At 64.8% G+C, this 15,019-nt stretch carries 18 protein-coding genes; 8 read left to right on the forward strand and 10 right to left on the reverse strand.

What is annotated here, in order from left to right; all coding sequences use genetic code 11:
* The first annotated feature begins 12 nt into the window (after nt 1–12).
* Nucleotides 13–765: a 3-oxoacyl-[acyl-carrier-protein] reductase gene (gene fabG, locus KJJ24_RS07650; protein ID WP_214337822.1), complete on the forward strand. Its 753-nt coding sequence runs from the start codon at nt 13–15 to the stop codon at nt 763–765.
* On the opposite strand, the gene KJJ24_RS07655 is transcribed toward fabG, so the two are convergent.
* Entirely contained in the window at nt 762–1,010 is a 249-nt protein-coding gene (locus KJJ24_RS07655; protein ID WP_214343785.1) for a hypothetical protein, read from the reverse strand. The genes fabG and KJJ24_RS07655 overlap by 4 nt on opposite strands.
* A 125-nt stretch (nt 1,011–1,135) precedes the next feature.
* Here KJJ24_RS07655 and groL point away from each other — a divergent pair, with 125 nt between their 5' ends.
* Nucleotides 1,136–2,803: a chaperonin GroEL gene (gene groL, locus KJJ24_RS07660; RefSeq protein WP_214337823.1), complete on the forward strand. Its 1,668-nt coding sequence runs from the start codon at nt 1,136–1,138 to the stop codon at nt 2,801–2,803.
* Between the two features lie 16 nt (nt 2,804–2,819).
* Here groL and KJJ24_RS07665 read toward each other — a convergent pair whose 3' ends face one another.
* From KJJ24_RS07665 to KJJ24_RS07695, 7 genes are all read right to left on the reverse strand, one after another.
* Complete coding sequence (locus KJJ24_RS07665) at nt 2,820–3,011, reverse strand: hypothetical protein (RefSeq protein ID WP_214337824.1); 192 nt, start codon at nt 3,009–3,011, stop codon at nt 2,820–2,822.
* 69 nt (nt 3,012–3,080) lie between these two features.
* Nucleotides 3,081–3,773 (reverse strand): N-acetylmannosamine-6-phosphate 2-epimerase, encoded by a 693-nt coding sequence (locus KJJ24_RS07670; RefSeq protein WP_214337825.1) that lies wholly within the window; start codon nt 3,771–3,773, stop codon nt 3,081–3,083.
* Nucleotides 3,763–4,197 carry a hypothetical protein gene (locus KJJ24_RS07675; protein ID WP_214337826.1) on the reverse strand — a complete coding sequence of 145 codons (435 nt, stop codon included), beginning with the start codon at nt 4,195–4,197 and terminating at the stop codon, nt 3,763–3,765. The genes KJJ24_RS07670 and KJJ24_RS07675 overlap by 11 nt, the downstream gene beginning before the upstream one ends.
* 9 nt (nt 4,198–4,206) lie before the next feature.
* The gene (locus tag KJJ24_RS07680; protein WP_214337827.1) at nt 4,207–5,073 is read right to left on the reverse strand and encodes an ABC transporter permease; all 867 of its coding nucleotides are present in this window, start codon (nt 5,071–5,073) and stop codon (nt 4,207–4,209) included.
* A gap of 54 nt (nt 5,074–5,127) precedes the next feature.
* Nucleotides 5,128–6,159 (reverse strand): ATP-binding cassette domain-containing protein, encoded by a 1,032-nt coding sequence (locus KJJ24_RS07685; RefSeq protein WP_214343458.1) that lies wholly within the window; start codon nt 6,157–6,159, stop codon nt 5,128–5,130.
* Between the two features lie 61 nt (nt 6,160–6,220).
* Complete coding sequence (locus KJJ24_RS07690) at nt 6,221–7,249, reverse strand: heme o synthase (RefSeq protein ID WP_214337829.1); 1,029 nt, start codon at nt 7,247–7,249, stop codon at nt 6,221–6,223.
* Nucleotides 7,242–8,168, reverse strand: a complete 927-nt coding sequence (locus KJJ24_RS07695) for a heme A synthase (RefSeq protein WP_214337832.1) — start codon at nt 8,166–8,168, stop codon at nt 7,242–7,244. Before KJJ24_RS07695 ends, KJJ24_RS07690 begins: the two co-directional genes overlap by 8 nt.
* 187 nt (nt 8,169–8,355) lie before the next feature.
* Between KJJ24_RS07695 and KJJ24_RS07700 the strand changes: the two genes are divergently transcribed.
* From KJJ24_RS07700 to KJJ24_RS07715, 4 genes are all read left to right on the forward strand, one after another.
* A complete protein-coding gene (locus tag KJJ24_RS07700; protein WP_214337833.1) occupies nt 8,356–9,189 on the forward strand; it encodes a cytochrome c oxidase subunit II in 834 nt (277 codons plus the stop codon).
* Nucleotides 9,186–10,862 (forward strand): cytochrome c oxidase subunit I, encoded by a 1,677-nt coding sequence (ctaD, locus tag KJJ24_RS07705; protein WP_214337834.1) that lies wholly within the window; start codon nt 9,186–9,188, stop codon nt 10,860–10,862. Before KJJ24_RS07700 ends, ctaD begins: the two co-directional genes overlap by 4 nt.
* The gene (locus KJJ24_RS07710) at nt 10,859–11,461 is read left to right on the forward strand and encodes a cytochrome c oxidase subunit 3 (RefSeq protein ID WP_214337836.1); all 603 of its coding nucleotides are present in this window, start codon (nt 10,859–10,861) and stop codon (nt 11,459–11,461) included. Before ctaD ends, KJJ24_RS07710 begins: the two co-directional genes overlap by 4 nt.
* A gap of 113 nt (nt 11,462–11,574) precedes the next feature.
* Complete coding sequence (locus KJJ24_RS07715) at nt 11,575–11,958, forward strand: AbrB family transcriptional regulator (RefSeq protein WP_214343460.1); 384 nt, start codon at nt 11,575–11,577, stop codon at nt 11,956–11,958.
* Here the strand turns inward: KJJ24_RS07715 and KJJ24_RS07720 are convergent, their stop codons facing one another.
* Both KJJ24_RS07720 and KJJ24_RS07725 read right to left on the reverse strand, forming a co-directional pair.
* On the reverse strand, nt 11,959–12,561 hold the full coding sequence (locus tag KJJ24_RS07720) for an HdeD family acid-resistance protein (protein WP_214337837.1): 603 nt from the start codon (nt 12,559–12,561) through the stop codon (nt 11,959–11,961).
* A gap of 47 nt (nt 12,562–12,608) precedes the next feature.
* Entirely contained in the window at nt 12,609–13,277 is a 669-nt protein-coding gene (locus tag KJJ24_RS07725) for a riboflavin synthase (protein ID WP_214337839.1), read from the reverse strand.
* Between the two features lie 55 nt (nt 13,278–13,332).
* Between KJJ24_RS07725 and KJJ24_RS07730 the strand changes: the two genes are divergently transcribed.
* Together KJJ24_RS07730 and KJJ24_RS07735 are read left to right on the forward strand one after the other, a co-directional pair.
* Nucleotides 13,333–13,890 (forward strand): bifunctional nuclease family protein, encoded by a 558-nt coding sequence (locus KJJ24_RS07730; RefSeq protein WP_214337840.1) that lies wholly within the window; start codon nt 13,333–13,335, stop codon nt 13,888–13,890.
* A complete protein-coding gene (locus tag KJJ24_RS07735; RefSeq protein ID WP_214337842.1) occupies nt 13,865–15,016 on the forward strand; it encodes an aldo/keto reductase in 1,152 nt (383 codons plus the stop codon). Before KJJ24_RS07730 ends, KJJ24_RS07735 begins: the two co-directional genes overlap by 26 nt.
* Nucleotides 15,017–15,019 lie beyond the last annotated feature (3 nt).

Here is a 15,019-nt window from a genome sequence, read left to right on the forward strand (position 1 = left end):
CCTTCCTTTGCCATGGCTGATGCCACCCCCCTCGCCGGACAGGTTGCGCTGGTCACCGGCGCCAGCCGCGGCATCGGTGCCGCCATTGCCAAGGAACTAGCGAAAGCTGGGGCCAACGTGGTGGTGAACTACGCCAGCTCTCCATCAGCGGCCGAAGCCGTGGTGGCTGAGATCACAGCGGCTGGCGGCAAGGCCTGGGCCCACCAGGCCAACGTGGCTGATGAAGAGCAGGTGGAAGCGCTGGTGAAGACAGTGCTGGAGAAGGAAGGGCGCCTCGATGTACTGGTGAACAACGCCGGCATCACCCGCGATGGCCTGCTGATGCGCATGAAGAGCAACGACTGGCAAAGCGTGATCGACCTCAACCTCACCGGCGTGTTCCTCTGCACCCGCTCCGTGAGCCGCTCGATGCTGAAGGCCCGCAGCGGCCGCATCATCAACATCACCTCGGTGGTGGGTCTGATGGGCAACCCTGGCCAAGCCAACTACAGCGCCGCCAAAGCTGGCGTGATCGGCCTTACCCGCAGCAGCGCCGCTGAATTCGCCAGCCGCGGCGTCACGGTGAACGCAGTGGCCCCCGGCTTCATCGACAGCGACATGACCGCCGAACTCGACAAGGAGCCGATCCTCAAGGCCATCCCCCTGGGCCGCATGGGCCAACCTGCCGAGGTAGCCAGCGCCGTACGTTTCCTGGCCGCCGATCCTGCCGCGGCTTACATGACCGGCCAGGTGCTGCAGGTGGATGGCGGCATGGTGATGCGCTAAGGGTTCACCGGCTGATTGAGCTCCTCCCGCAGCCTGCGGATGCGCTGCAGCAGCCGCAGGCGCCGGCTGCGGGTGGTGATGGTGAGAAACAAGCGCAGCGGCACATAGATCAGGGCCATGCCCAGGCCCAAGCCCACCGCGATCAGAAACGCCATCACGTCGCTGCCGGTGCTGGGATCGGCCAGCACGTCAGTGAGTGGGCCGTTCAGGCTTTCTGCCAGAGCCTCGCCGAAGCTGTCCTGCATGGGTGAACCCTATCGGCCACGGGGCGGGAGCGCACCGCTGCTGAAGCGCCGATTCGGCTTTCCCCACAAGCCAGCGGCCACCTTGGCGTGGGAGCCTTTGGCCATTGCCTGCTAACAGCCCAGCAATGGCCAAGCTGCTCTCCTTTTCCGATGCCTCTCGCGCCTCCCTTGAGCGCGGCGTGAACGCCCTGGCCGATGCGGTGAAGGTCACCATCGGTCCGAAGGGCCGCAACGTGGTGCTCGAGAAGAAATTCGGCGCACCCGATGTGGTGAACGACGGCGTCACCATTGCCAAGGAGATCGAACTCGAAGATCCGTTCGAAAACATCGGTGCCAAGCTGCTGCTGCAGGTGGCCACCAAAACCAAAGACAAGGCTGGTGACGGCACCACCACCGCCACGGTGCTGGCCCAAGCCATGGCCCGTGAAGGCCTGCGCAACGTGGCCGCCGGTGCTAGCCCCGTGCAACTGCGCCGCGGCATGGAGAAGGCCGTCGCCCAGGTGGTGAGCGGCATCGAAACCCGCTCCCGCGCCGTGGCTGGCGACGCCATCCGTCAAGTGGCCACCGTGAGCTCCGGCGGCGACGACGAGGTGGGCCGCATGGTGAGTGAAGCCATGGAGAAGGTGAGCGCCGACGGCGTGATCACCGTGGAGGAGAGCAAGAGCCTCGCCACCGAGCTGGAGATCACCGAAGGGATGGCCTTCGATCGCGGCTACAGCTCCCCGTATTTCGTCACCGATGGCGATCGCCGCGTCTGCGAATTCGAGGGTGCCCTGCTGCTCGTGACCGATCGCAAGATCAGCGCCATCAACGATCTGGTACCTGTGCTGGAGGCCGTCTCACGCGCCGGCAAGCCTCTGGTGATCCTGGCGGAGGAAGTCGACGGTGAAGCCCTCGCCACCTTGGTGGTGAACAAAAACCGCGGCGTGCTCCAGGTTGCCGCCGTACGCGCTCCGGGCTTCGGCGATCGCCGCAAGGCCATGCTGCAGGACATCGCCATCCTCACCGGCGCCACCGTGGTGAGCGAGGACCAGGCCATGACCCTCGACAAGGTGAGCCTGGAAGACCTGGGCAGCGTGCGCCGGATCACCATCAGCAAAGACGACACCACGATCGTGGCCAACGGTGACCACCAAGCTGCCGTGCGTGATCGGGTTGCCGCGATCAAGCGCGAACTCGACAACACCGATTCGGAGTACGACCGCGAGAAGCTCACCGAGCGTGTGGCCAAGCTGGCCGGTGGCGTAGCCGTGATCAAGGTGGGTGCCCCCACTGAAACTGAGCTGCGTAACCGCAAGCTGCGCATCGAAGACGCCCTCAACGCCACCCGCGCTGCCGTCGAGGAAGGCATCGTGGCCGGCGGCGGCAGCACCCTGGTGCAGCTGGCTGGCGAACTGGATGGGCTAGCCGCTCAGCTGAGCGGCGACGAGCGCACCGGCGTTGAGATTGTGCAGCGCGCCCTAGCCGCCCCCCTGCATCACATCGCTGACAATGCCGGCTTCGACCCCAACGTGGTAGCTGAGGAAGTACGCCGCAGCGGCAATGGCTTCAACGCCGCTACCGGCGTCTACGAAGACCTGCTTGCCGCCGGCATCCTCGATGCCGCCAAGGTGGTTCGCCTGGCCCTGCAGGATGCCGTGTCGATTGCCGGCCTGCTACTCACCACCGAAGCGGTGATCGCCGACAAGCCTGAGCCCCCCGCGCCGGCTGCCCCTGGCGGCGACATGGGTGGCATGGGCGGAATGGGTGGTATGGGCGGAATGGGTGGGATGGGCATGCCCGGGATGATGTGATCCCGACGCCGGATCCCTACAGGGCTCGCACGAGGCGGGCATGAATCCGGCAGACCGCGAGGGCTTCACGGGGCGGGTCGTTACAGAGCCGCCCCAGCTCTCGGTTCAAAGCCTGCAGTTCACCCATCGGTAGACCGGCCACCGGCACCGCCATGAACAGCCCACCCAGGGCCAGCGGCACCAGCGAATGCAACCGCGGGGAGGACATCAGCTCCTCCTGAGACATTTAAGACTCACCCAGCATGACAGCTGCGCGACTGTCCTCAGGGGGTCGGCTTCAGAAAGCTTCCAACGCCCGGCGGTAAGCGGCAACCTGCAGATCCACGCCGGTGATGGCAGTGCCCACCACCACGGCGTCCGCACCCAGGCCGATCGCCTGCCGGGCCTGCTCAGCGCTGGCGATTCCCCCTTCGCAGATCAGCAGGGCCCCATCCGGCAGCTGCTGGCTCAGGCCTGGCAACAGATCCCAGGCAGGGGGCTGCTGCTCGGCCGTGGCTTCCGTGTAACCAAACAGGGTGGTCCCCACCCACTGGCAACCCAGCTCAGCGGCGCGCACGCCGTTGACCAGGCTGTCGACATCAGCCATCAGCACCGCGCCGAGATCTCGACGGGCTCGCTGCACCAGCTCCGCCAGATCAGCACCATCCGGGCGTTGGCGCTCGGTGCAATCCAGGGCGATCACATCGGCGCCTGCCGCCCAGACCGCTTGAATCTCCTCCCAGCCCGGTGTGATGTAGACGGGGCTATCGGGGAAGGTGCGCTTCCACAGGCCCACGATCAAGGCCTCAGGGCAGCGGCGCCGCACTGCACCAATGTGCTCGGGGCTCTCTAGCCGCACACCGATGGCGCCGTTGTTGAGGCTGGCTTCCGCCATGGCAGCGATCACCTCGCACTGACGCATCGGTGAGCCCTCGGGCGCCTGCACCGACACGATCAGCCCGCCCTTCAGACGATCGCGATCAGGCAGCACGACGGCTCTCCTGATCCGGAAGCCAGGAGCGCAGCTGCACCAAGGCTGGATGGCTGGGCGCCGGCGCCGGCCGCGTGGCACGGGGCAGCTGGGGCTCAATCCGCCTCAGTGGAGCCAACGTCTGCACCTTGGATTGAGGCACCGGTGCGGAGACAGGATCCACGTGGATGGGCTCCGGTGGAGAGCTTTGAACCGGCACGGATTGCTGCGCGGCGTTCTGCCACCAAGCCCAACCTTCCGGCTCAGCCGCAAACAGCTCTGTGGCCAGTGCATCCAGGCTGCTCACCCCATGGCGATGCACCCACTGGCCCATCAATCGCTGCATCGAGATGGCATCCCGTGCTGCAAGCGCAGCCTGGAGGGCCTGAAGTTGGGCCTGACGGCGGGCTTGAGGGGATGGAGGAGCGGAGGGTCTTGCAGCCACGGAAGGGGTTCAGGCGAGCTTGCGATCCAGCAGCGGGCGGATCAACAGGAACAGGCCGAGCGCTAACGCCGCCAGCACCCCCAGGCAGGCCGCAGCGCTGAGCTCGCCATAGGGAGCTTCAAGAACCACAGCCGACAGGGAGAACTGACCGGCGTAGGCCGCACGGATCGGTTCAATCGCGAAGGTAAGGGGATTCAGGGCCGCAAGCCAGCCCAACCAGGCCGGCATGAACGAAATCGGGGCCAGGGCGGTGCTGGCAAACAAAAGCGGCAGGTTGGCCACAAAGATCACCGCAATCAGCTCGATATGGCCGGGCAGGGCAAACGCCAACCCCAGGCTGAGGCCGGTCACGGCGAACACCAACAGCAGCAGCGTGACGAGCACCAACACCAACCCGGCCCCACCGGGCCAGCCATAACCAAGGGCCCAGGCGGTGGCCATGATCGCCACGCTCTGCACCAAGCTCAGGGCCGTGATGTAAAGCACCGAGGCCAACACGATCGAGCTACGTGAGCGCAGCGGCGCCACCAGCAGGCGATTCAAAAAGCCGAATTCACGATCGAACATCACCGGCAGACCAGCGTTGAGGGCGGCGCTGAAGGCGGTGAACACAATCACGCCGGCCCCAAGGAAACGTCCGTAGCTCATGCCGTCAGGCAGCAGGCCCTCGGGGGCATTGGCAAACAGCGCCCCGAACAGCACGAGCCAGATCAACGGTTGCAGCACACCGGCCACGAGGGTGGATGGGCGGCGCGCCAACTGCAGAAATAACCGCCGCGTCAACGCCAGGGTTTCCTGCATCAGCTCAGAGCTGGCCGAGCGGGGTGCCGTGGCGCCGGCCGGAGCGTTGAGCAGGGAGGGGGCGGCGCTGGTCATCACAACGGGAGGAAGAACAACAACAAAACAAAATCGAGTGAAGCCGGCTGGTCGTTAGCGCATGGATTGCTTGCGTTCGGCCTTGGGATCACGGCTACCGGCCACCGCCAGCTCCGCATCCATCAGGGTGCGGCCGGTGGCCTGGAGATACACATCATCAAGGCTGGGCCGGCTCTGAGCGAGGGCGAAGACCGGCAGCTGGGCCGCGTTGAGCTGACGGCGCAGTTGCTCCACCACCCCGTCGTGCTCCACCACCAGATTGAGTGAATAGCCCTGGGCGCGGTTCACCACCACCTGGCGCACGCCCTCGCAGCCCTGCAGCAGCTGCTGCACCCGCAGGGCTTCCTGTTCATCGCTGAATTCACGCACCCTCAGGGTGACCCGATCGCCCCCCAGCGCCGCCTTCAGTTCCGAGGGTTGACCGGCGGCGATGACCCGGCCGCCCTCGATGATGGCGAGCTGATCAGCAAGGGCATCCACCTCCTCGAGGTAATGGCTACTGAGCAGCACCGTGGTGCCCTGATCGCGTAGCTGGCGGAGCACCTGCCAGATCGCTGCGCGGCTCTCGATATCGAGCCCCACGGTGGGTTCATCCAGCACCAGCACCTGGGGCTGGTGCAACAGGCCCGAGGCCAAATCCAGGCGGCGACGCATCCCACCGGAGTAGGTGCCGCTGCGGCGATCTATCCACTCGCCCATGGCCAGCAGCTCGATGAGCTCGGCAATGCGTTGATCGCGCCTGCTGCGGGGCAGGTGATACAGATCTCCCTGCAGCTGCAGCAGTTCGCGGCCCGAAAGGATCTTGTCGAGCGCAACCTCCTGTGCCACATACCCCAGCCGCTCACGCACGGCCCGCGGGTTGGCGAGGGCATCCAGCCCTGCCACGCGCACGCTGCCACTTGAGGGAGCCAGCAGGGTGGCGAGGATGCGCAGGGTGGTGGTTTTGCCCGCCCCATTGGGACCGAGCAGACCAAACAGACTGCCGGTGGGCACGCTCAGATTGAGACCATCGAGGGCTACCACGGCCTTCTCGGCCTTGCCGTAGCGCTTGCTCACGTTGTGGAGCTCGATCACCGCTTCCGGCATCTCTTGCCGCATCACTTCAGCCAAGCGCCCAGGCTCCGCACAGCCATTGAGAGGAATCAATCTAGAAAGCTGAGGCCGGCAATATCGCCGCAAGGGTGAAACCTGGTTTGCCGGACCCGGCCATAGCGATCAAATCCCAGCCTTGGCTGCTGAACTGCTCACCAGCCGGAAGGCGCGCCATCAAGAGCAATAGGCAGATTCCAAAGAGATAGAAGATCGACCAGCGGAACAGGCCACGGGCGCGCTGCACGTCGTCGGGATCTTGATGCAGGCGCCAGGCCATCTGGATCAAGCGGGCGTTGAAGGGCAGCAGCAGCAGGCCGTAAAGCAAACCACCGCTAGGCAAGGCCCACACCCCAAGCAGGCTGAGGGCCACGGTGGCGGCCGCATAGAGGCTGATGCCCCGGGCCGTAGCGGCCGTGCCCTTCACCACCGGGAGCATGGGGATGCCCACAGCGCGGTAGTCGTCCTTGAGAAGCAGGGCCAAAGCCCAGAAGTGGGCAGGCGTCCACACCATTACCAGCGCGAACAACCACCAGCTGCTCAAGCCCAGGTGGCCGGTAGCGGCGGCGGCGCCCACCAGAGGCGGAATCGCTCCAGCCACACCACCGATCACGATGTTCTGGGTGGTGCGCGGCTTGAGCAGCACGGTGTAGAGCAGCACGTAGCTACACAGGCCCAGCAACGCCAGGCTTGCGGCCAGGCAGTTCACCCCTCCCACCAGCAGGGTGGAAGCGGTGAGCGCCAGGGCCACCGCGATGGCAAAGGCTGTGCCCATCGAGAGGCGGCCAGATGGCAGGGCACGAGCGCTGGTGCGCTGCATCCGGCCATCAAGCTCCTGCTCCCAAAGACAATTGAGAACGCCGGCAGCGGCAGCAGCCAAGGCACCGCCACCGAGGGTGCAGGCCAGCCGCAGCGGCGGCAAAGGCCATCCTTCCGAGAGGGCCATCCCCCCCAACGTGGTGGCCAACAGCAGCGGAATCAGCCGCGGCTTGGCGATCTCCAGCCAAGGGGGGAGCTTGATACGCGCCCGCGAGGGCACGACCTGCTCGCGGGTGAGGCCTGTGGATGCAGCAGGGGCACTAACCATGGGAGAACTCCTGCAGGGAAGGGGACAAAAAGCTGCGGCTCAAGAGAGCGGCCAGCACCGCCACTAGGAAGGCCGCCATTAACTGATGCGCCACGGTGACGGCCGGCACGGCCAGGGTGAGGCGCAAACTCATCACACCAAGAGCGATCTGAGCCAGCACCGCTAGGGCGGCCAAGCCAGCCAGCAGTCGCTCAGGGGGGCGCCGCCAGAACACCAGGGCAGCAGCCGCGAGAACGGCCAGAGCCACGGGTCGGGCGCCGAGGCGATGGGCCAGCAGCCAGCCGCAGCCCTCGCCGGAGCTGAGGCAGCGGCCAGCAGCCCACTGGGTAGCCATCAGGCCACCCAGCAAACACTGGGCCAAAGCCAGCAGGGCCACAGCCCCGATGAACCAAGGCCAAGCCATGCTCAACCAGCCACGGCGACTGGATGGAAGCCGTGGTGTTGTGAATGGCTCCTGCAGCAGCACCTGGGTGCAGGCACTGAGCACGGCAACGAGGAGTAATGCCGTCACCAGATGCGCCGTGACCACCGAGAACGGCAACAACAGGGTGACGGTGAGAGCACCAAGGCCCCCCTGCACAGCCACCAGCAGCAGGGCAGCGGCAGACAACCAGGGCACCCAGCGGGGCAACTCACGACGCCACCACCAACTCACTGCGGCCTGCACCAGCAAGCCAACACCCACCACGAAGGCATCAAGCCGGTGAAACCACTCCAGGAACACCTGCAGGTTCATCTGCCGGCCTGGGAGCAGTGAGCCGTAGCAAAGGGGCCAATCGGGGCAGGCCAAACCGGCTTCCATCACACGGGTGGCGCCACCGATGCCCACCAGCGCGATCAGAGCCACCAGCAGATGGGCGCTAAGGGCGCCGAGAACGGCACGCCGACTGGCCGGTGCCTGGAACGTGATGGCCGTCATTCAGCTGCGCTTTAGGCGGTTGCCATGAAGCTAACGAGGTCAACACAGAGCCACACGATTGCATCGATCACCGTTGCACTCGGTGTGCAATTCCTCACCCCATCACGCTCGAATGCTGCGAACACCAACAGCCGCAGCACGAGCAGCCCCAGCCTCCATAGGGTTAAGCATCTGTGCGGCCGCAGCCATGCGGATTCCACCTGCGATCCTCACCCTCCTGGCCGGCATGGCGCTGGTGCTCACAGGGCTTTGGGTTGGCCAAAACATCAACCTGCTGCCCGTTCAGGCCAGCGTGAATGCGCCGGTTTACGACGAACTCTTTAAGGTTTTATTCAGCATTGGCACGATCCTGTTTCTCGGGATCGTGGGCCTGATCATCTACAGCTTGGCCAGGTTCCGCCGACGCGTGGGCGACAGCGGTGATGGTGCTGCGATCGAAGGCAATCTGCCCCTGGAAATCCTCTGGACGGCGATCCCTGCCGTGGTGGTGCTGTTTGTTGGGATCTACAGCTACGACATTTACGACCGTATGGGCGGCATGACACCGCTCAACGACCACAGCATGCACAGCATGCAAGCCAGCGAGGAGCGCACTTGGGGCGGCATCAGCCCCGTCGCCCTCGACGGCGATGGTGCGATCACGCCCCTACCGGTGGATGTCACGGCGATGCAGTTTGCCTTCATCTTTCACTACCCCGACTCCGACATCACCAGCGGTGAGCTGCACGTGCCAGTGGGGCAGCCCGTGGCTCTCCAAATGAAAGCTCTCGATGTGATTCACGCCTTCTGGGTGCCGCAGTTCCGCCTCAAGCAAGACGTGATTCCAGGGCAACCCACCCTGCTCAGCTTCACACCCACACGGGCGGGGCAGTACCCCATTGTGTGTGCCGAACTCTGCGGCCCATATCACGGGGGCATGCGCTCCAACGTGATCGTTGAAGAGCCGGAGACCTTCGCCGCCTGGGTAGCCAAGAACAGTCCGGCCGCTCCTGTCGCCACCCCCACACCGGTGCAGTCATGACCCTCACCCTGACGCCTCAAACAAGCAGCGGATCCCTGCAACCACAAGGTTGGCTGCGCTATCTGAGCTTCAGCACCGATCACAAAGTGATCGGACTGCAGTATTTGGTGTGCGGTTTCATCTTTTATCTGATCGGCGGCGCACTAGCCGGGGCCATTCGCACTGAGCTGGTCACCCCCATCTCCGACTTTCTGCCGCGCGAGACCTACAACGAAGTGCTCACCCTGCATGGCACGGTGATGATTTTCCTATGGATCGTGCCGGTGGTGAACGGCGCCTTCGGGAATTATCTGATCCCCTTCTACGTGGGCGCCCGCGACATGGCCTTCCCAAGGCTCAATGCCGTGGCTTTCTGGCTGATTCCACCGGCCGGGATCCTGCTGATCAGCAGCTATTTCTTCGCGAGCGCAGCCCAGTCGGGCTGGACGGCCTATCCGCCTCTGAGTACCACCACACCGGCCACCGGCCAGATCATCTGGATCCTGAGTGTGCTTCTGCTCGGGGGCAGTTCCATCTTCGGTGGCATCAATTTCATCGCCACGATCTTGAAGTTACGCCGGCCCGGGCTGAAGCTGATGCAGCTGCCGATGTATTGCTGGGCGATGCTCGGCACCAGCATCCTCGTGGTGCTCTCCACGCCTGTGCTGGCCGGCACGTTGGTGCTACTCAGCTTTGACATCATTGCCCACACCGGCTTCTTCAATCCGGCCATGGGCGGCAATGCCGTGGTGTATCAGCACTTGTTTTGGTTCTATTCACACCCAGCGGTGTACATCATGGTGCTGCCGGCCTTCGGGCTGGTGAGTGAGATCCTGCCGGTGCACGCTCGCAAACCCCTATTTGGCTACACCACGATGGTGTACTCGATCATGGCAATTGTGTTTCTGGGGTTGATCGTGTGGGCCCACCACATGTTTACCAGTGGCACTCCACCCTGGATGCGTTTGTTCTTCACGATCGCCACGGCCTTTATCGCCGTGCCCACCGGGATCAAATTCTTCAACTGGCTAGCCACCCTCTGGGGCGGCAAAATCACGCTCAACACGGCAATGCTGTTCTGCTGTGGCTTCATCGTGAACTTCGTGTTCGGCGGCATCACCGGCGTTGCACTCGCCCAGGTGCCATTCGACATCCACGTGCACGACACCTACTTCGTGGTGGGCCATTTCCACTACATCGTCTACGGCGGCACGGTGTTTGTGATCTTTGCCTCCATTTACCACTGGTATCCGAAGGTCACCGGGCGGCTGCTCAATGAACCGCTCGGGCAAGCGCACTTCTGGCTCACCTTCGTGGGCTTCAACCTCTGCTTCGCACCGCAGCACTGGTTGGGCCTCAACGGCATGCCGCGCCGGGTGGCCGAATACGACCCACAGTTCACCCTGATCAATCAATTCAGCAGTGCCGGTGCCCTGCTGATGGCCATCAGCACCGTGCCATTCCTGATCAATGTGGTGATGAGCGCCTTCAACGGCACCCTTGCGGGCGACAACCCATGGAATGCCCTCACCCCCGAATGGCTCACCAGCTCTCCACCGCCAGTGGAGAACTGGAAAGGGGAACCGCCGCTGGTGCATGAGCCCTACGGCTACGGCGTGGCACCGGGCCAGCTGAGCCTGGAGGCCAGCAGCGGACGCGACCTATGGACCATCGGCCAGGGAGATCAGCAATGACCAGCCTTCAAAACGAGAGCCTTCAGCAGGAAACCGTCAGCAGCGAGCACGACCATGGCCACGGCGATCACCGCCTGTTCGGCCTGGCCACCTTCCTCGTGGCGGATGGCATGACCTTCGCGGGGTTCTTCGCGGCCTACCTCACCTTCCGGGCCGTGAACCCGCTGCCCACCGGCCATAACTACGAGCTGGAGCTGCTGCTACCCACAATCAACACGCTGCTGCTGCTGATCAGCAGCTTCACCTTCCACCGCGCGGGAGCCGCTCTACGCCGCGGCGACCACCCGCTCTGCCAGCGCTGGCTACTGGTGACCGCTGCGCTGGGGTTCAGCTTCCTGGCTGGGCAGATGAAGGAATACTTTGCCCTGCCCTTCGGCCTCACCGACAACCTGTTTGCCAGCACCTTCTACGCCATTACCGGCTTCCACGGCCTGCACGTGACCCTCGGCGGGCTGATGATCCTGATTGTGTGGTGGCAGAGCCGCGAGGGCGGCCGGATCACGGTTGACAACCAGTTCCCCCTGGAAGCCGCAGAGCTCTATTGGCACTTTGTGGATGGGATCTGGGTGATCCTTTACGGGCTCCTCTATCTGCTTTGAACAATTTCTCTGCTTTTGCCCTTGCGGTTGATTGCAGTTGATCGGCACAATCGGCCCAACAGTTCTCAGCCCAGCCGGTGTTCGTTGAAGAGAAAGTGAGCACGCCAGTGCAGATGCTGGAAGGCAAGGCCCTACTTGATAAGGCGCGAGCCCTGAGCAATCGCCCCGAAGATCAGATCGCCAGAGCCTGCGGCTATGTGGGTCCGAGTGGCCGCCTGCTGAAGAAAAGCTTCTACCGCGCCCTGGTGGAAGCCAAGGGATACAAGCTTCCCAGCCACGCCAGCAGTGGTGGTGGCGGGGGCAGCCGCGGCCGCCAGGCTGAATTCCGCACCAGGGTGCACGGCAATGGCAATCTCCTGATCGGCCATGCCTACACGCGGCGCATGGGATTGGAGCCGGGCCAGGAATTCAAGATTGAAATCCACGAGGAAACCGGCTCCATCTGGCTGCTGCCCATGGATGAGGGCAGCGCAGATTCGACTGATCAAGACGACTGATCAGGCCGGTTGGGCAGGGCCACCGCGATCGTTCGGGCCGTGGAAGGCGGCACTGAACACCAGCAGATCGATGCCACTGAACAGGAAGCTGATGCCCACCAGGATGCCCAGCACACTGAGCAGCCCACCGGCCTTCATCGACACGATGATCAGCCCGAGCACAAAGGTGACCACACCGTTGGCTAGGCCCCAGCCCCAGCCGTTCATCTCACGGTGGGAGAGGGCCACGATCGTGGCCACCACACCTTCCACCAGAAACACGATGCCGATGGCAAAGGCCAGCGCCGCCACCTGAGCGGCAGCCGGCACGAGGCCAGCGCTGAACTGCTGAATGATCCAGGCGCCGGTCACGAGAAACAGGGTGGACACCACCAGGCGCCAGAAGCAGTGCCAGCGGCTGAGCCGGCGGGAGCGATTCAGGCTGTTGATCCAGCCGAAGATGCCACCCACCAGAAACGCCAGCGCCACGATCACGGTGACCCAGGCGGAGGCGATCACGGGGAACAGCAAGGCCAGCACCCCCAGCACCAACAGCACGATGCCTTCGGAGATGGTGAAACTACGCAAGGAGCCCAGATCGAGCTCCGGTCTGTCGGAAGCCATGAAAAACCACACCGTCTCTCGGACGGTAGGCATGGATACCAGGTTCGTCAGCTCCAGCCGTGCTCGGCCAACCAGGCCGAACTGATCGTGCCCGCCTGATCGGCTGCCGCCATGCCGGATCGGTGGACCAAGAGCCGCTCGGTGTATTTGGCCAGCAGATCTGCCTCGAGGTTCACCGCATCGCCCACCCGCAAGTGCTGCAGCGTGGTGGAGCTCCAGGTGTGTGGAATCACAGCGATCCAAAACTCAGCGCCATCGGCACTGCAATCGGCCACGGTGAGGCTGATGCCATCCACGGCCACGCTGGCTTTCTCGCACACGTAGCGGCCGTAGGCGGGATCCTGCCAGCGCAGCACCAAACGCCAGGAGGCCGGCTGCTGCTCTACCGCCACCACAGTGCCCTGCCCATCCACATGGCCGCTCACCAGGTGGCCGCCGAGGCGATCGGCCAAGCGCAAGGCCGGCTCGAGATTCACCCAGCAGCGCCGATCGGCCTTGGCCGCCAGGGTTGTACGGGCCAGGGTCTCCTCGCTCACATCGGCGCGAAAGCCCTGGGCGGAGCGGTGCGTCACGGTGAGGCACACCCCATCCACGGCCACGCTGTCACCCAGGGCCAGGCCCGCCGGATCCAGCCCAGCTGCACTGGGAATCCGTAGCTCAACGCCGCCGCTGCAGCGCTGCAGCACAGCCACGGCCTGCACCAGCCCGGTAAACATGCGGTGCCCCGATCAACCCTGGCCATAATCGGTCAAAGGCGCAGGCAGGCGAGCGATGGTTGAGATGCGCGTGGCAGGCATCGCCCTCGATGCCGCCAGCCGCAGCCCGATCGTGCTGCTGCGCGACCCATCCGGGCGCCGTCAAGTGCCGATCTGGATCGACCAGGCCCAGGCGCAAAACATCATGGCCGGGCTTAAAGGACAGCCCCCGGCCCGCCCCCTCAGCCACGACCTGATGGCCGAGCTCCTGGTGGCAGGTGGGCTAGAGCTGCAGCGGGTGATCATCCACACCATCGAAGACAGCACCTTTCGGGCGGTGCTGAAGCTGAGCGGCACCGATGGCGAAAGCCACGAGCTCGATGCACGTCCCAGTGATGCCATCGCCCTGGCCCTGCGCACCGGCAGCAGCATCTGGATGCTGGAAGAGGTAGTGGCCGATGCCTCGATCCCGGTGGATGCGGAAGCCGATGCGGAGGATGCCGCCGACTTCCGTCGTTTCCTCGATGGCATCAGCCCCGCCGAGCTGGTGCGCCACATCAACCAGGCCCAGAGCGAGCTGGAGGACAACAACGAGGAGGCACCTGATGATGAGCCCCCCAGCAGCGCCGTTTGAGCGCCGGCCCTTTGGCCGTGGGCCGGCCGTCTCCCCCTTCTGCCTGGGCACCATGCGTGCCACCGGTAGCCCCAGCCAGATGGCCGCGGTGCTCGATGCCGCCATCGCTGCCGGCATCAACCACGTGGAAACGGCACCGGCCTACGGCGCGGCAGAGCTCTACCTGGGGCAGGCCCTCAAGACTCTGGCCGCGCGGGATCCAGGGGTGCACAACCAGCTGGTGATCACCAGCAAAGTGCTACCTGGCCTCACGCTCAACGATGGTCAGCAGCAGCTGCGGGCCATTCTGGAACGGCTGGGCCTGCCCCAGCTGCACAACCTGGCGGTACACGGCCTCAACCGGCCGGAGCACCTGCACTGGGCCCTGGGAGGCCCCGGCGCTGAACTGCTGGCCTGGGCTCTGGGAGAAGGGCTGGTGGGGCAGGTGGGCTTCTCCAGCCATGGCAGTAACACCCTGATCGAGCAGGCCCTGGCCAGCGGGCGCTTCAACTTCTGCAGCCTGCATCTGCACCTGCTCGATCCTGCTCGACTACCCATCGCCCGCGCAGCCCTGGCGAGCGGCATCGGGGTGCTGGCCATCTCCCCGGCCGACAAGGGCGGACGGCTCTATGCGCCCTCGCCGGAGCTGCTGGCCGATTGCGCTCCGTTTCAACCACTGGAGCTGGCCTACCGCTTCCTGCTGGATCAGGGCATCTCAACGCTGAGCCTCGGTGCCGAACACCCCAGCGATCTGAGCTTTGCTGCAGCCCTCAGCGGCGTGAGCCCCTGGCTGGAGCCCCAGCACCGGGCAGCACTGCTACGGCTCAGCGCCGCGCGGCAGGAGCGGCTGGGATCTGAGGCCTGCGGCCAGTGCCGCGCCTGCCTGCCCTGCCCCAGCAGCGTGCCGATTCCAGAGCTGCTGCGGCTGCGCAACCTGGCCATCGGCCATGGAATGACAGCCTTCACCCAGGAGCGCTACAACCTGATCGGCCGGGCAGGTCACTGGTGGGAAGCGGTCGATGCCAGCGCCTGCCAACGCTGCGGCGACTGCCTGCCCCGCTGCCCCCACCAGCTGCCGATCCCCGATCTCCTGGCCGACACGCACCAGCGGCTGGCGGCGGCGCCTAGGCGGCGGCTGTGGGGCTAAAGC

The sequence above is a fragment of the Synechococcus sp. LA31 genome, from assembly GCF_018502385.1.
In the GTDB taxonomy this organism is placed as follows: domain Bacteria; phylum Cyanobacteriota; class Cyanobacteriia; order PCC-6307; family Cyanobiaceae; genus Vulcanococcus.

What these genes read in the sequence shown, in the direction of transcription:
- KJJ24_RS07695 (WP_214337832.1), bottom strand. Translation starts at nt 8,168, where the DNA reads ATGACGGCCATCACGTTCCAGGCACCGGCCAGTCGGCGTGCCGTTCTC.
- KJJ24_RS07690 (WP_214337829.1), bottom strand. Translation starts at nt 7,249, where the DNA reads ATGGTTAGTGCCCCTGCTGCATCCACAGGCCTCACCCGCGAGCAGGTC.
- KJJ24_RS07735 (WP_214337842.1), top strand. Translation starts at nt 13,865, where the DNA reads ATGAGCCCCCCAGCAGCGCCGTTTGAGCGCCGGCCCTTTGGCCGTGGG.
- ctaD (WP_214337834.1), top strand. Translation starts at nt 9,186, where the DNA reads ATGACCCTCACCCTGACGCCTCAAACAAGCAGCGGATCCCTGCAACCA.
- fabG (WP_214337822.1), top strand. Translation starts at nt 13, where the DNA reads ATGGCTGATGCCACCCCCCTCGCCGGACAGGTTGCGCTGGTCACCGGC.
- KJJ24_RS07710 (WP_214337836.1), top strand. Translation starts at nt 10,859, where the DNA reads ATGACCAGCCTTCAAAACGAGAGCCTTCAGCAGGAAACCGTCAGCAGC.
- KJJ24_RS07725 (WP_214337839.1), bottom strand. Translation starts at nt 13,277, where the DNA reads ATGTTTACCGGGCTGGTGCAGGCCGTGGCTGTGCTGCAGCGCTGCAGC.
- KJJ24_RS07715 (WP_214343460.1), top strand. Translation starts at nt 11,575, where the DNA reads ATGCTGGAAGGCAAGGCCCTACTTGATAAGGCGCGAGCCCTGAGCAAT.
- KJJ24_RS07700 (WP_214337833.1), top strand. Translation starts at nt 8,356, where the DNA reads ATGCGGATTCCACCTGCGATCCTCACCCTCCTGGCCGGCATGGCGCTG.
- KJJ24_RS07730 (WP_214337840.1), top strand. Translation starts at nt 13,333, where the DNA reads ATGGTTGAGATGCGCGTGGCAGGCATCGCCCTCGATGCCGCCAGCCGC.
- groL (WP_214337823.1), top strand. Translation starts at nt 1,136, where the DNA reads ATGGCCAAGCTGCTCTCCTTTTCCGATGCCTCTCGCGCCTCCCTTGAG.
- KJJ24_RS07685 (WP_214343458.1), bottom strand. Translation starts at nt 6,159, where the DNA reads ATGCCGGAAGCGGTGATCGAGCTCCACAACGTGAGCAAGCGCTACGGC.
- KJJ24_RS07720 (WP_214337837.1), bottom strand. Translation starts at nt 12,561, where the DNA reads ATGGCTTCCGACAGACCGGAGCTCGATCTGGGCTCCTTGCGTAGTTTC.
- KJJ24_RS07655 (WP_214343785.1), bottom strand. Translation starts at nt 1,010, where the DNA reads ATGCAGGACAGCTTCGGCGAGGCTCTGGCAGAAAGCCTGAACGGCCCA.
- KJJ24_RS07680 (WP_214337827.1), bottom strand. Translation starts at nt 5,073, where the DNA reads ATGACCAGCGCCGCCCCCTCCCTGCTCAACGCTCCGGCCGGCGCCACG.
- KJJ24_RS07665 (WP_214337824.1), bottom strand. Translation starts at nt 3,011, where the DNA reads ATGTCCTCCCCGCGGTTGCATTCGCTGGTGCCGCTGGCCCTGGGTGGG.